Below are 14,886 nucleotides of genomic sequence, written 5' to 3' on the forward strand. Positions count from 1 at the left end.
TTAGTAGTTTAATTTTATTAATTTATTAATGTATTGATTATGATTTTGTATAATAAACTGATCTATTTGATTTTTTAAAAAATTTGGATTAGAATTCACTACTAATGAAATTTGATCAAAATATTTATAATCTATTACTACATAATCTAAGGGCGGAGTTTTATTAATCTTATTAAAGTGCTCAGTAATTGACTTTTTAAATTCTTCAAACCAATAGTTCACAGAATTTATTCCATTCTTTGTCCAAGGAATAATTACATCTTGAGGTATTCCCATTGTATCATAACTAATACCTGTAATATCATCAACTAAGTCTCCAGCCTCATGTTTCAAAGAAGCTCTAAGTTTTTTATTTAATTTTAATTCAAGTTCTATATAATTATCAACTTCATGTAATCTAATATAATTCCCAGTTTTTGAATCGACAAAAAAAGGTTTTAGCATTTCAGCTCTTCTTTTGTTAAAATAACTAATGTTATGAGTTGCTTCGGGAAATTTTAAAAGTCTGTTAAATTTAAAATTTGTTTCAACTTTCAAACTCTGAAATACCTCAGACGGAATATCACCATGTTTTTCTAAAAATATAATTATTTTATCCCTACCAAAAGCCTTAAACTCTGTTCGGAACACTCCGTCATCATAATATCGCTTCCAGTAAGTCACTAATTGCGGTTCGTCAACAAATTTAGAAAAATTAACACCATCTACATCTCCAAAAGTATCTAAAAAAGCAATTTTTCTTTCAAAACTTAAAGGATTTACAACAGGTTTAAGGACTGATTGATCAGTAAAACGAAGTAGCGCATCAGTCCTTCTTTGATTACAAATATACGTAGTGAATTTAGCTTCTTCTAAGCCTTTCTCACTTAAAAGAATCCAATTGTCTAAATAACTGCCATCACGAATACCACTTGCATTTCTACCATTGTTTAATAATCTCCAAAATGCAAGATCATCAATATGTTGAAAATCTGTCATGAACTTTAATCTTTGAGCATCAGTAAAAACAGAATTGTATTTTAAAAGAATGTAATTAGTAGCATCCCCAAGATCTAAAGTGTTTAATTTGTTTCCAAATAAGGTTAAAGTTACTTCTTTATTACCTTTTAATGTTGTCAATAAATTAATCATTTCTGGAGCAAGACCATGAGCGACACCTGAGGGTAAGGCTTCAATTAAATCTAAAACTTTTCCTGCTTCACTCACAGCATGGGCCTGTGCTGCTAAAGATAAACCAACTCCTAAAAAAGTTAAGGATATAAATATTTTTTGGCATCCTTCTAAAATTTTTCTTTTCTCCTCATTATTTTCTGTAGTTATTAGATAGTGATTAATTTGTGTTAACGAGCCAGCTGTAAGTGCGAAAATATCGGATGCCCCTTTGAATCCTCGCCAAATTTCAATTGCTTCAGTGGATTCAATTCCACCAGCTAATGCTCTTCCTATCTTAGTAGTATATTTTAAATATTGTAAGTCTTTAAGAATACTTGTTCCTCCAGTAAAATAAATTAATAAAGCATCAACGGTTAAATTTGCGGCTAATGCAACTCCGGCATCAAAATCAACCAAACGATCATATTCTTCAATAAAATGAAATAGAAAAGCAGGTAATGTAGCCGATTTCGGAATTCTTAAATCGAAATTTGATTCATATCCACAAAATGAAATTTGTTGATATAAATGAAAAGACCCAAAATATTCAGAACCTATCTTATGTTGACTAAAAGCTCCTGCATAAGTGTCTTGTTTGTATATTTTTGTTATATCAATTTTTTTATCACTAATTGATGATTCAAAACGCTGTTGAGATGTAATTATTTGTTGGTCGGAAGAAGGTATGAATGTTAGAAAATTCTTTTTGTTAAATTCCTGAGAATTAATATAAAAATAGTTTTCTGGATCTATACCTTTGAAATTTGGCCAAGGATTAGGAATAACAATACCTGGACGAATATAATCTAAATTATATTTAGAAACTTTCCATAATTCGTAAATAGCAAATGCAAAATATTTTCTATTAGTTTGTTCATCTACAAACCAGTTTACAAAAGGATATCTTTCTAATCTTGCATCTGTAAGAGTATCATAGATAACTTGAAAATTAGTCTCAGCACCATTTTCTTTTTCAAGTAAAAAGTCTAAAAACTCATTTGCATGGGATGGAGTTATGGATATAACAAGCTTAACGAGTACTCTTTGATCTTCTTGAGATAAATTAAATTTTAGATACTGTTTAATGCACTTAATAATCAAACTATAAGGAATAACAGCTAACGCAGATGGAGATAAGATTTTTAATAAATATGCTATTTTATCATCAGAAGGGTAATATGATAAACTTTTAGTTTTATAACATATTTGATAAAAATTTTCTAAACTGGAATAATACGAAAGATAATCTTCATAAATGGAAGAAGTAGAAAAAAGAGCTTCAAAATCATCTTTGTGTGGACGGGGAAGCCCATTTAGTGGAGTATCATAGTAGTAGCCCCAATGTTTCTTAAAATTAAATACTAATTTTTCGAGATCTGTAAAGTTGTCATAATCAATAATACCATTTGCAACTTTAAATTCCTTATCAAAGAAATGAGTATTAGATGCTATAATAGGTAGTATATCTCTATTGATTTCTCTGATTTTAAAAACAATAAGAGTCATTAATCTTTTAAAATTACTCTTTTGTACGTTGCTTATTGCCCAATTATTGATAAAGTCTCCAAGGTTTTTTTTGAAAAAATATCCGCCTGGGGTGGCGCTTTGATTATTAAGAACGGTAACAGGAATTTGCCCATCAGTATTAATTTTGGAGTCAACAATCCTATAGTTCTCCATGATTAATTTGCGATAATTGGCAACACCTCTTTTGTCTGGTGCAAGTTGTAAATTAAAAGTATAATTTTTAGTGTTATAGAAGTAATTATAAGGAGTACCAAAATCGATTGTACTCACAATAATTTCTTCTCCTTCAATTGCTAAATTGTTTTTAAAATTATACTTAGTAAGTTTATCCAAAGTTGGAACTGGTTCAATGTTTTGAATATATTTTAAAAACAAGTCTTCATTATAATAACCGGATAAATCTGGTTTTTTTCGATCCTCTCGTTTAAATTCTGAGTGTTGATGATATCTATACTTTTCTGGTTCTATTCCGGGTTTTGTAAATTGAACTAAAAAACCATCAACATCAAAAATTGGATTATCAAAAAGATGTATTCTCACTGGAGTTCCATCTTTAAGTATGGCAGTAGTTGTATTGGTCATTTTATAAAACAGTATTAATATTAAAAAAAGGTATGTTAATATCTAAGTCAGGCATATACTCACTATATCCCTTACTAAAATGATATCTCCTATCCAGCGAATACACAAAAACAGCTTCTTCAGGTTGAGATAAAATATTCTCGCCCTCACCATTCTCAGCTACGATCGCAACCTTATATTTTTGATATTTGATGTTTTCTGGAGAAATAAGCTCATTTTCATCTTCAAATAAATCAATCAAAAACAAACGCGGATTTTTTGTGTCTTCGGTAATAAGTCCTTTAATCGTATTATTTTCTGTTTGGGTTAATCCCAGGATAATTTTAGTTGGTGCAGCACCATCTAATGTTTTTAATTCCAGTCCGGTAATGGTTTGAGTACTGTCTGTAAACATTTTAAGGTTATAGTAGTAAGGTTCCGGTAATTCGTAAGTTTTGCTTTTGGTAACGGCACCACTTGCAGAAGCTGTTGTTTTGGTGTCAGGCGTCGTGCTTCCGGTAGCAGAAACCGCATTGTTCATGACATCAATAGGCTCGGTAATGTAAGTAACACGTTTAACCACTGTAGGTTCATCCATTCCGGTTTCGATAACATCGTTTACCGTAAGCGTTTGTACAATCGAAATTCCCTGTTGTTTTTTATCGTAAAACTCATTGATAAGATTCAGTTTTTCAGAAGTCATTCTGGAGTAACTTTCATCAGTATTTAGTTTTAATAAAGGCTTTGCATCTATTAAGCTGAAAACATTATCAAAAAAGTTGGCTTGTCCGTATACAATAACAAGATCTCCGTTTTCATCCAGGGTTGTGCCCGCTGTATACTGATTTACTTTTCCGTGATAAAGCAAAATGCTAAGCGAAGCAATATTTTTACCTTGAACAGCAGGAGTTGTAAGCTGAATGGTTGAAGTTAGATTACTATAATTTCCTGTTTCATCCGGAGGTAATCGTAAACCGTCGGCATTAATGAAGTTGTCTTTTTGAGCATTGGCTACTTTGGCAATTTGTCCGTAAAAAGCAGTGTTATTATTGTTGTCGGTTGGAAATTGCAGGTAAAGATTGTTTTTGGTAACAGTATTGGCTTGCGACTGGTTGTTAATTAGAACCGGCCATCCAAAAGTGCCATAAGTTTCAGCAGTCATTGGAACCACTTTAGTAGCAGGATCTTCTAAAAGACCAGTTTTGAGATTTTCAGCGCTTTCGCCTAATTTATACTTTCCATAAAAATCATAACTTCGTGTGCGATCACTTTGAATGTAAACATACCAGTTGTTTTTTGTATAAAAACTATTGATAATACTGTTGAAAATTTCAGTGCCTTTTTTACTGGTTTTAGTTCCGGCAGAAACTACGTCTACAGAATTTTCAGGAACAAATAAACCATAAAAAGCAGCGATATCAATAAATTGCGTGGTTTGTTCGCGTTGTAGTTTTTTCTTGTAATCTGTCGCACCATCTGCAATAATTTTGGCGGCGGTTTTACGGGCATATCCTAAATCAAAAACAAATTCGTCATTGGTCAAATTGTTTTTATAGTCGCCATAATTTAAGACAACATCTATTCCGCATTCGCCCTGATCAAAATCTCCTAAAGATTTGCCTATATCAATCATAGGAAGTTCGTAAGGATCTTTTTCTTCAACTGTGCCGTTTTTATCTTCAAATTCAGATTCTTTAAAAAAGACATTTGAAAGTAAAGTACTATCTGGAGTTGTAAGATCAAAGCCAATATAAGAAGCCTTAAACGGAGGAACAGGAATTTCAGTAACAGTTTCACCGTTTTTGACTTTACGCCCTTCATGAAAGGCTTTAAAGTCTGTATTGATCTTGTCGATAAAATCGGAATACGTTCCCTCGTTTTTAATAACTAAAGGATCTGTATCGCCAGTAAAAAAGTCACTCTTTTTTAATCCTCTGTAGATAAAATATTTGATGTTTAATCCCGGAAAAGGCTGTTTGTAAGGTCTAAGAATTAGATTTACTTTGTTAGGATTGCCAGTTTGAGGCTGTATTAATACAACACCTTTACAAATAGAATAGGCTTTTTTTGCAGCATCCAGAGAGAAGCTGGAGGTCAGGTTAAATTGAGTACTAGAGACGGGACCAAAGGCTTGCTCCTGACTTTGCGTAAGGCCTCCTGACTCTATAAAAAAATGAGACTGTGCAGACATATTTATGTGTTATTTAAAAGTTGAATTATTTAAGCCACAAAGGCTTATAGATTTTGTACACGAATCTTGCAATTAGAAATAATAGTAAAAGAAAAAGCAGTCTTCCTATCCAGATCTGGACTTTTTGCCAAAAGGTTAAATGATTGACAAACTTGGTAATCGTGATTGTTTTTTCCTGTACATCTTTTACCTGTTTTGATTTCCAGAACGCGTATAGTTCTTGTTCTTTCAGGTCGCAGTCTATGCTGAGTTTATTGTTATCAAGTCGAACCCTTGGGCTTTTTAATGTACGCCCTGGTTCGGCCTGAATAACATTTTTAAGAACTACTTTTCCGTTAATACAGTCCAGTAATGCGTTGTAGGAACTGCTGTCTTTGGCAATTTTAAAAACAGTATCGTGTAAAGTTTCTCTAATAGTGATGGTTTGTACTTTATTTTCGTTTTGCACAGGTTTCGGGCTTCGGCATGAAATCACGATTAGGACAAGAAATAATGAAACAGCGAAACATTTTAGTTTTTTAGTCATAAATAGAATTGGTTTTTAAATTTAGTTTTGCAGACGCAAAAAGCCTTTTATGCTTTTTATATCTCGTTTTCTTCTGGCTACTTTATAACCCTCACGGCCGCCGGTATCATTGGTGTTTCCTTCGATGGTGTAAATTGTGCTTCCGGCTACTTTTTCTACAAATCCGGTATGGCCCAAACCATTTTTTAAATCCATAATAAAAACATCTCCAGGCTGCGGAATCTTCTTTACCAAAAGCGGTCTCGAATTATATTGGTCCAGAACCCCTGCGGTTTTCTTTAAAGGATTTTTGGCATTAATCTGCAGTGATGCTTTTTGCGTACACCAGTATACAAAGGCCATGCACCAGGCATAGCCTTTTGAAAGGCCGACGCTTCTTAAATAAATTTCGACTTCAGGGCCGGAGTTGCTGTTTCTAGGGATTTCCTCGACACCAATTTGTGCCGCAGCGATTTCCAGGGTTTTTTGAGTTAGTGTCATGAATTTTTTCCGTTTAGCTGTTTAAATTTTTGTAATTCATCAACCAATTGCTGGTTGATAAGCATAAGTTCTTTGTGTTGTATCTCCATTTTTTTTATGGTATCTGTGGCGGCAGTAAGTCGGGCGGTAAGATCATCCAGAAGATCACGGTAATATTTTACGGCACTTACGGCATTGTCAAGTTCGGCGGCTCTGTCTTCGGCCAGTGATTTTCGCATCGAAAAAAACCAGGTAATAAAAGCGGCAAAAAATGCGGTTAGAGAGGGGTATAGAAATTGTTCCATTGAGTGTGTGAATGTTGAATGTTAGGTTAAATATGTTTTTGAGAAACAACAGCGGGATGTTGTTTTTTTGAGAAACCACAATCCTGAAAATTGCAGTCAAATTACGGCGGGTTCCTTTCTTTTGAGATTGCAAAGATTGGGCGAAAAAAGCCCTAAAAAAAACGAATGCAAGGTGTATGAACATTTGTATTCTAGGGCTTTACATAGTTGTAAAGAAAGCGAACAGAGCTCATTTTTAAAGAGGTAAATGACTCATCTTTGCACCATAAAAACAATGTTTTCTACAGGTTAAAAGATTCGCTTTTCATTTTTATAAATAATTACGAAGATTTTCCCTGATTACTCATAAGTTCTTCGATTTTTTTCAATTCTGAAGTAATAGGCGTACAAAGAATCTCATACAAAGTAGTTCGTGATATTGGATAAACCGGATACACATATTTACGCCATACTACCGTAGTAGGAATATCTTCTGTTTTATGTTTTTGATATAATTCTTTAACGAGTTTGTAACGAAGTAATTTATTTTTTTGAATTCCGAGGCTTCTGTTTGAAGATATAGGCATGATATATAGTATTTATGGAGTGATAGAAATAAGAAAGATTAAAAAAGGGAACGAAGTTTAAAATGAAGAATTAGTAGTGAAATAAAATTACTTGAATAATAAAGTAATGACATAAAGATTTACAGCAGCCAAACCATTTAATCGTTTTTTAATTAATGGTTTTCTCCTTCAAATGCCATTTTGTTTAGAACCTCGTTCTGAGGTGATATTTGTTAAAGATTATTTTTTAACAATTGAGGTCAATACACTTCCATGATCTCGTTCTACAGCTCTAAAGACTGGGAACTCATAGAAAGAATGGTTTTTGGCTGCTTTTTTGGGTAAAAACGGCCCATCTTCGGTTCCTGTTTTCCTTCAAAAGAAGCGAAAAACAGGAACCATTTTTTTGCCTGCTGCTGTTTTTTAGAATAGAGGCAGTAAGGGGTCTTTTCAGCCTTTATAGGTGGCTGTTGTATGTTTTTTAAATCTAGGATTTTTGATCACAATGCTTTCGTATTGGTTAAAAGCCTGCCGTTCTTTATTGGATAAATCATTTTTGCAGTTCCAGTTTCCGAGTCCGTCTTTAAAAATGGTATGCTCATTAACCTTGTAACTTTCGTGGTCTGTAATTGGTTTTATTTTTACGCTCATTTAAGTATTGTTTAAAAATTATTTTAATTCTGAAATAAAACCATTCACGAAATAAAAGAATTGGTTTTAAGTTGGTTGCAATAAGCAGGAGGGCTAAAAGAGCCGACGCGTAAATGTCATTATTAGGCTGCATGGCTTTGTTCGTTTTGCTGATTAAAGAAATTAAAAGCATATCCCTGTAAAAAATCTACAGAAGACATAGACAAAGGAATATTGGTTCTTACACCATTTTCATCAATTCTGCTTGCCTCAATAAACCAGCTTGATCGGATAGGTTTAAAAGAAGAAGCAATAATTTCAACACCATCGGTAAATTCTTCATTATTAAATTCTTTAGTTAGTTTTTGAAGTTCAAGAACTCGCGAACCTTTTAAATTGCCTTTAGCATCTTTCTTTAGTAAATTGAAAACAATTTTAACCAGCGATGCCGTTTCTTTGCTTGTAGAAAGCGACGAAATGTAATTTTGCACCTTTTCAATACCAATTGTCACCGTGTCATCCCAGCCTTCATTAATGCGATATCCAATCGTAATTTCTTCTTTATCATTAGAAAAAGTATGTGACATTTGTTTTTCTTTAAAACCATAAACCTGATTTTTTAAATCCAGGATAGTTTCAAACAATTGAAACGTTTCTGTTTTGGCATTTCTCATCATTTCAGAGGTTTCGTACAATCTTGAAAGCGCTTTCGGAATAGTTTCGGCTACCAGCTTTTTATAAGCATCTCTTTCTTCATTTTTTTTATTTTCAATTCGGTTTAAAGCTTCCTTTAATTGCTGAGCAGAAAATTGGGATAAATCCATAGACGGGCTGATTGTGTTTGTTAAGGCTGTGTTCATAGTATATTGGCTTTTAGGTTATGATAATTTAGATGTGCAATAAGATTTCTTCTTTAAAAGGATCACTGTAATAAGGCTTAAAATTATAGTGGTCAGCAAGTCTCCAGACTTCTTTTAATTTGTTTTCAATTGTTTGGGAAACCGGACGCGGCAATGCGGTTTCATCTTCCAGAATATGCATCCATTGAAAACGCTCCTGATTAATGCAGATTCTTTCTCCCGGTGTAAAAGTTCTCGATCTTTCAGAACAGTATTGAAGTGCCAGATACAATTGTGCAATTCTTGCTTCGATTTGATTTTTACTCATGATTTTTATCTAATAAGGTTCGTAATTTTTTAATGTCAGATTCTATTAAGTTTCTCTCGGGACTATTTGGATTTTCTATCAGCCAATTTTCCAGTTCCTGAATTTTTTCCTTGATTTGATTTGTTTCCATTTAGATGATTTTTTAAGTTATGGTGATAATGTTTGCATATATTAGTGATTAATATTACTATTCATTCGTAGTTTTATTCTTATTTGGTGTAGTGCATTTATTTTTGTTTTTTTGCGCTGTAAATGTGTTTTAAGTCACTTGTATTCAGGAATTTGATTAGCTGTTTTGTTTTTGGTAAAACTTCTGCATCGCATAAATTTATGCGCAATTGTCTTGTTTTTGATATTTATTTTTCTTTACTTTGCAAATATAATGTAAAATAATACATTAAAGCAAATTTTTAACGTAAAAAAATACATCTTTTTATGGGGTCAACTGAAAGAATGCGAGAATATCTTGATTATAAAGGGATTACTAAATATAAGTTCTGTAATGATTTAGGGTTTTCTAATAAGTTTTTAGATAACAGCAGTAATATGGGAACAGATAAGGCGTGTAAAATTTTACACTACTATCCGGAAATTAATTCCGAGTGGCTTTTAACCGGAAACGGACCCATGATAAAAGAGGATAATGCTAATATTGTAATTATGAATAATGACCGAAAAACAATCGATTCACTACACGTGAGTCAGGAAATACCATTATATGATTTAGAAGCTGTGGCGGGTTTAAGAGAATTATTTAACAGCGGAAAACCGCAGAGAGTTCTGGATACCATAAAAATTCCAAATCTGCCAAAATGTGATGGAGCTATTTCTGTAACAGGTGATAGTATGTATCCGCTTTTAAAATCAGGAGATATTGTACTGTATAAGGAAACGGAATTTGAAAATATCTTTTTTGGAGAAATGTATCTGTTGAGTGTTAAGTTAAACGACTGGGAAGAATACATTACTGTAAAATATGTTCAGAAATCAGATCAGGGAACGGAGTTTGTAAAACTGGTAAGTCAGAATTCTCATCATCAGCCAAAAGATATCCATATTTCAAAAATCTCAGCATTGGCACTTATAAAAGCCAGTATTCGTATTAATACGATGATGTAACTTTTGATACTTTCAAATTGTAAAAAAAATGGAAACCTTTAAATTGCTGATTTATAGGTTTTTATTTTTTAATGAATAGTTTTGCTTTTATCAATAAGTACAAATACACCCCTTAAAAAGAAAATATAAAGACTTCTGTTTTTTGTATTAGATTTACCTTGCAGGACGTTTGACACCTCTTTTGTATCAAATTAATTCAAATTTAATTGTTGAGCTCTTATTGTTTCATGTATGAAAAGCATTAAAAACTATATTTTAAGTTGCATTTTACTGTATTCCATTCCATTTTGTTCTCTTGCCCAGAGTTCGGATTTGTATTTCGATCATATCGATTACGATGTGAGTTTTTCGCAGAGTATGATTTCGAGCATTCATCAAACCAAAAAAGGATTTATCTGGATAGGAACTGCAAACGGATTAATTAGTTATGATGGTTATACCTTTTTAAGATATGCTTATAATAAGGACATCTTAAATACCATAAGCAACAACCACATTAATGTTATTTTAGAAGATAACGAAAGAGAACTCTGGATAGGAACCAATAATGGCTTGAATCTTTTTAAGAAAAGAGAACGTGATTTTTTAAGAGTCGATGTTCAAAAAGTAAAAGGAGGAAGAAACTACATTTCATCAATCATTCAGGATGATCAAAATAGAATCTGGATTGGGACTTTTGGAGGAGTCAAACGCTTAAATAAAAAGCAGTATTTATTAGAGGAAATTTCAAACGATCATAATTCCCCTTTTAGAAAAAGCAGGGTTTTATCACTTTTTTATGATCGTAATTATGGCGTTTTAGTGGGAACAGCCAAAGGACTGGAATGTTTTGATCCTAAAAATGGCTCAAAAAAAGAACTTCCAAAAGCTTTAAAAGAAAATGAAGCTTTAATCCATTCGAAGATCTGGAAAATAATCAAAGAAAAAAATGGCGATTTATGGTTTGCGACAGAAGCAAATGGAGTCTTCCATTATAACGTGGCCGAAAATTCCGTAAAAAATTATCTGCAGAATTTCAGCAATGCCAAAAGTTTATCGTCAAATTGGGTCAATGATATTGTGGCAGTCGATGCCAATACGATTTGGTTTGCCACAAAAAACGGATTATGTGTTTATAAAAAAGACAAAAACGAGTTCACAAAATACCAGCACAATCCGCTCACGAGTTACAGCTTGTCAGATGATGATGTAAAATGTTTTCTAAAAGACCGTCATGACGATATCTGGATTGGCACCAATGGCGGAGGTGTAAACTTTTTCCAGAAAACCAATACCAATTTCACCAACGTAAGAGAAGTTATAAAACCCAATTTCGGATTAAATAGTGCACTTGTAAATGCGGTTTCAAAAGAAAATAACGGCTCTGTCTGGGTAGGAACAAATGGCGGTGGTTTGAACTTTCTGGATTTTAGAACGAACAGAAATGCGATTTATTTAATTGATTCTAATGATTTTGATAAAAGCGTGAATATGATTACCGCTTTAGTCAGTCAGAATCAGCAGAATTTGTTTTGCGGAACTTTCAACGGTTTGTTTAAGTTCAATAAAAACAGCAGAACATTCAGTAAAATTCCGCTTTCTCCAAACCCGAAAGAACGCAACCGGCCTATTACTTCTTTATTAGTAGATAATAATGATTTGTGGGTAGGAACAAACGGAAACGGATTAAAAAAAATACTCCCGGACGGCACCATCGAAAGTTATATGGCCGACGGAACTTCAAACGCGCTCAGCGATAACTTTATTACAGACATAGCAAATCGCGAAAATGGTTTGTGGATCGCAACTCAGTACGGTTTGAATTTTTTCGATAAAAAGCTTAAAAGAGTAACCAAAATCTATAAATCAGGAAAAGCCAGCGGATTACCAAATAACAGTCTTACGGTTATGTTTACCGATTCTAAAAACAGATTTTGGGTAGGTTCTGAAAGCGGGGGAATCAATTTATTGAATGAAAAATCCGGACATTTTTTCGAAATCAACCGCGCTTTGGGTTTTACAGATGAAACCATTAAGAGTATTTCAGAAGATGGAGAAGGCAATATCTGGGTGAGCGACAATAATTTATTGTATAAAATAAGAACAAAAAAGTTTAAAACAAATCCGCATATTTCTGATTTTGAGATTACATCTTATTCCTCAAAAGATGGTTTAAAAGTAAAACAGTTTTCGAATAACAGCAGTTTAAAACTGAATGACAACGAAATGCTTTTTGGTTCTTCCAATGGCCTGATCGTTTTTAATCCGTCAAAACTCATAAAGACTCCGGATAATGCCGAGATTGTGTTGACCAAACTGATTGTAAACAATGAAGAAATCAGACCTGGAAATAATGCCGTTGATTTAAAAGAAGATATAAGCGAAACGCAGGAAATTACTTTGAGTCACGATCAGGGATATATAGGTCTTGAATTTAGCGCAATGAATTTTGTAACGCCGGAAAAAAATGAATATGCTTATAAACTCGAAAGTTCTTTTAATAAAGACGATTGGCATACCATTGGTTCACAGCATTACATCAATCTGACCAATTTAAATTCAGGAACATATCTCTTAAAAATTAAAACTTCAGATGGAGGAGGGAAGTGGAATCCGGCCGTTAAAACCTTAAAAATAATCATGTTGCCGCCGTGGTGGAAAACGTGGTGGGCGTATATTTTCTATTTTGGAATTTTAATTGCAGGCGCCGTTTTATTGTTCCGATTTTTCAGAAATAAAGAATTATTAAAACAAGCCTTTTATCTGGAACAGGTCGAAAAAGAAAGACAGGAAGAATTGTATAAAATGAAACTGGATTTCTTTACCAATGTTTCGCACGAAATCAGAACGCCGTTAACTTTGATTAGCGGGCCGGTTGAAGAACTTTTAAATAGTGCCGAAAAGAATTCGAATCTTGAACACAAACTCAAAGTCATCAAAAACAATTCAGACCGATTATTGAAACTGGTCAATGAATTAATGGATTTTAGAAAAGCAGAAAAAGGCAGTATGAAAATTTACTGCGAACAGCAGGATATTGTTTCTTTCTGTTTCGATATCTACGAATCGTTCCGCGGATTTGCTGTTGAGAAAAAAATCGATTATAAATTCGTTCTCAACATCAATACCGCTTTGATTTATTTTGATAAAAACCAGATGGAGAAAGTGATTTATAATCTGCTTTCGAATGCCTTTAAATTTACCAGTAAAAATGGCCGAATCACGTTGGCTGTCGAACAAAAAGAAGATTCAGATTCCATAGAAATAAAAGTCAAAGACAACGGAATCGGTATTCCGGAAAACCGAAAAAAGAAAATCTTCAAAAACTTTTTTCAATTAGACGACCGCGGAAGTGCAAATTTAGGAAGCGGAATTGGTCTTGCTTTAAGCAAAAGTATTGTAGAACTGCATCACGGAGAAATAAAAGTACAGACAGAAGCGGATGTCAATTTCAACACCATATTTACGATTACTTTAAAGAAAGGAAAAGACCATTTTAAAAAGTCACAGATTGTTGAAAATGCCATTAAAATAGAAGAAAATGCAAGTCCAATTTCGGATGTGAAAACCGAAGTTGAAACCTATGAAGCCGAATATCTGGAAGAACCGGAAAATAGTTCTAAAAAGACCATTCTGGTGATAGAAGATAATGAAGAAGTTTTGTCTTTTGTCTACGATATTCTGTACACCGATTACAAGGTCCTGAAATTTACAGATGGAATAAAAGCACTGGAATACATGGAAAAAGAGATTCCGGATCTTATTGTAAGCGATGTCATGATGCCGGAAATGGATGGTTTTGAATTGTGTAAAATCCTAAAAACAAACCTCAATACCAATCATATTCCCGTTATTTTATTAACGGCAAAATCTTCGACTTTAAATAGAATCGAAGGACTTTCAACAGGAGCTGATGCTTATATCTCAAAACCTTTCAGCATTGAAGAATTAAAACTGACAATTGCCAATTTATTATCTGCAAAAGAAATAATGCGTCAGAAATACGGCGAGGGATTTAGTACAGATGCTGAGGAAGAAAACATAAATACGCCCGAAGGTTTATTCGTAAAAAAACTAACCCTAATCATCGAAGCCAATATCGATAATACCGATTTTGATGTTAATGATCTGGTTCGCGAAATTGGAATGAGCAGAACCGTACTTTATAAAAAAGTACAAACCCTTACCAATCAATCCGTAGCCGGTTTTATAAAAAACATGCGATTAAAAAAAGCCGCCAGTTTATTACTAAATACCAGTTATTCAGTATCAGAAGTGACCAATATGGTAGGTTTTAATGATCGAAAACACTTTAGCAAAGAGTTTAAAAGGTTTTATAATTTATCGCCTAGTGAATATAAAAATTCACATTTAAATAATTAACCGCAAAGATTAATTGAACACGGATGAAACAGATTCGCTATCGCGAAAAGACTGATTGACGCAGATATTCTATAATTTAAATCCGTTTTAATCCGCGTTTTTGCGATAGCAAATCAGTAAAATCCGCGTCTAATTTTGAGTTTGGTTTATTTATATATTACTAATACGTTCAAAATAATATAAATAAAGTCCGCAAAGTTTAATTCAAGCTTTGCGGACTTTGCGTTTTTATTCTTTGCTACCGATAGCTATCGGGATTGCGATTAAACTAAATTGGAAAACATGAGGATTAAGTGAACTTTAATTTTTTAAGTTTTTTATTACGAATACCGTTTTTAAAGG

General features: G+C 33.1%; 12 protein-coding genes. 2 read left to right on the forward strand and 10 right to left on the reverse strand.

Annotated features, from left to right (window positions below; genetic code table 11):
* The 10 genes from BKM63_RS11465 to BKM63_RS23635 all read right to left on the reverse strand — a co-directional run bounded on the left by BKM63_RS11465 (position 1) and on the right by BKM63_RS23635 (position 9,193).
* On the reverse strand, positions 1-3,261 hold the full coding sequence (locus tag BKM63_RS11465; protein ID WP_071636712.1) for a hypothetical protein: 3,261 nt from the start codon (positions 3,259-3,261) through the stop codon (positions 1-3).
* Position 3,262: 1 nt separating this feature from the next.
* Positions 3,263-5,431: a hypothetical protein gene (locus BKM63_RS11470; RefSeq protein ID WP_071636713.1), complete on the reverse strand. Its 2,169-nt coding sequence runs from the start codon at positions 5,429-5,431 to the stop codon at positions 3,263-3,265.
* Positions 5,432-5,456: 25 nt separating this feature from the next.
* Entirely contained in the window at positions 5,457-5,957 is a 501-nt protein-coding gene (locus BKM63_RS11475) for a hypothetical protein (protein WP_071636714.1), read from the reverse strand.
* A 21-nt stretch (positions 5,958-5,978) separates the two neighbouring features.
* Positions 5,979-6,437: a CHAP domain-containing protein gene (locus tag BKM63_RS11480; RefSeq protein WP_071636715.1), complete on the reverse strand. Its 459-nt coding sequence runs from the start codon at positions 6,435-6,437 to the stop codon at positions 5,979-5,981.
* The gene (locus BKM63_RS11485) at positions 6,434-6,721 is read right to left on the reverse strand and encodes a methyl-accepting chemotaxis protein (protein ID WP_071636716.1); all 288 of its coding nucleotides are present in this window, start codon (positions 6,719-6,721) and stop codon (positions 6,434-6,436) included. Before BKM63_RS11485 ends, BKM63_RS11480 begins: the two co-directional genes overlap by 4 nt.
* A gap of 320 nt (positions 6,722-7,041) precedes the next feature.
* Positions 7,042-7,287, reverse strand: coding sequence for a hypothetical protein (locus BKM63_RS11490; RefSeq protein ID WP_071636717.1), 246 nt, complete (start codon positions 7,285-7,287; stop codon positions 7,042-7,044).
* Positions 7,288-7,716: 429 nt separating this feature from the next.
* On the reverse strand, positions 7,717-7,917 hold the full coding sequence (locus BKM63_RS11495) for a hypothetical protein (RefSeq protein ID WP_053471136.1): 201 nt from the start codon (positions 7,915-7,917) through the stop codon (positions 7,717-7,719).
* Between the two features lie 122 nt (positions 7,918-8,039).
* Complete coding sequence (locus BKM63_RS11500; RefSeq protein WP_083572221.1) at positions 8,040-8,756, reverse strand: DUF3164 family protein; 717 nt, start codon at positions 8,754-8,756, stop codon at positions 8,040-8,042.
* Between the two features lie 28 nt (positions 8,757-8,784).
* Positions 8,785-9,063, reverse strand: a complete 279-nt coding sequence (locus tag BKM63_RS11505) for a hypothetical protein (protein ID WP_071636718.1) — start codon at positions 9,061-9,063, stop codon at positions 8,785-8,787.
* The gene (locus BKM63_RS23635; protein WP_159436657.1) at positions 9,056-9,193 is read right to left on the reverse strand and encodes a hypothetical protein; all 138 of its coding nucleotides are present in this window, start codon (positions 9,191-9,193) and stop codon (positions 9,056-9,058) included. Before BKM63_RS23635 ends, BKM63_RS11505 begins: the two co-directional genes overlap by 8 nt.
* 305 nt (positions 9,194-9,498) lie before the next feature.
* Between BKM63_RS23635 and BKM63_RS11510 the strand changes: the two genes are divergently transcribed.
* Together BKM63_RS11510 and BKM63_RS11515 are read left to right on the forward strand one after the other, a co-directional pair.
* A complete protein-coding gene (locus tag BKM63_RS11510) occupies positions 9,499-10,182 on the forward strand; it encodes a S24 family peptidase (RefSeq protein WP_071636719.1) in 684 nt (227 codons plus the stop codon).
* A 231-nt stretch (positions 10,183-10,413) separates the two neighbouring features.
* On the forward strand, positions 10,414-14,544 hold the full coding sequence (locus tag BKM63_RS11515; RefSeq protein WP_071636720.1) for a hybrid sensor histidine kinase/response regulator transcription factor: 4,131 nt from the start codon (positions 10,414-10,416) through the stop codon (positions 14,542-14,544).
* The last annotated feature ends 342 nt before the right edge of the window (positions 14,545-14,886 follow it).

The organism is Flavobacterium johnsoniae (assembly GCF_001879205.1).
GTDB lineage: Bacteria > Bacteroidota > Bacteroidia > Flavobacteriales > Flavobacteriaceae > Flavobacterium > Flavobacterium johnsoniae_A.

Coding starts and splice junctions, on each gene's coding strand:
- BKM63_RS11495 (WP_053471136.1), bottom strand. CDS start 7,917: ATGAGCGTAAAAATAAAACCAATTACAGACCACGAAAGTTACAAGGTT.
- BKM63_RS11505 (WP_071636718.1), bottom strand. CDS start 9,063: ATGAGTAAAAATCAAATCGAAGCAAGAATTGCACAATTGTATCTGGCA.
- BKM63_RS11515 (WP_071636720.1), top strand. CDS start 10,414: ATGAAAAGCATTAAAAACTATATTTTAAGTTGCATTTTACTGTATTCC.
- BKM63_RS11490 (WP_071636717.1), bottom strand. CDS start 7,287: ATGCCTATATCTTCAAACAGAAGCCTCGGAATTCAAAAAAATAAATTA.
- BKM63_RS11510 (WP_071636719.1), top strand. CDS start 9,499: ATGGGGTCAACTGAAAGAATGCGAGAATATCTTGATTATAAAGGGATT.
- BKM63_RS11500 (WP_083572221.1), bottom strand. CDS start 8,756: ATGAACACAGCCTTAACAAACACAATCAGCCCGTCTATGGATTTATCC.
- BKM63_RS11480 (WP_071636715.1), bottom strand. CDS start 6,437: ATGACACTAACTCAAAAAACCCTGGAAATCGCTGCGGCACAAATTGGT.
- BKM63_RS11470 (WP_071636713.1), bottom strand. CDS start 5,431: ATGTCTGCACAGTCTCATTTTTTTATAGAGTCAGGAGGCCTTACGCAA.
- BKM63_RS23635 (WP_159436657.1), bottom strand. CDS start 9,193: ATGGAAACAAATCAAATCAAGGAAAAAATTCAGGAACTGGAAAATTGG.
- BKM63_RS11475 (WP_071636714.1), bottom strand. CDS start 5,957: ATGACTAAAAAACTAAAATGTTTCGCTGTTTCATTATTTCTTGTCCTA.
- BKM63_RS11465 (WP_071636712.1), bottom strand. CDS start 3,261: ATGACCAATACAACTACTGCCATACTTAAAGATGGAACTCCAGTGAGA.
- BKM63_RS11485 (WP_071636716.1), bottom strand. CDS start 6,721: ATGGAACAATTTCTATACCCCTCTCTAACCGCATTTTTTGCCGCTTTT.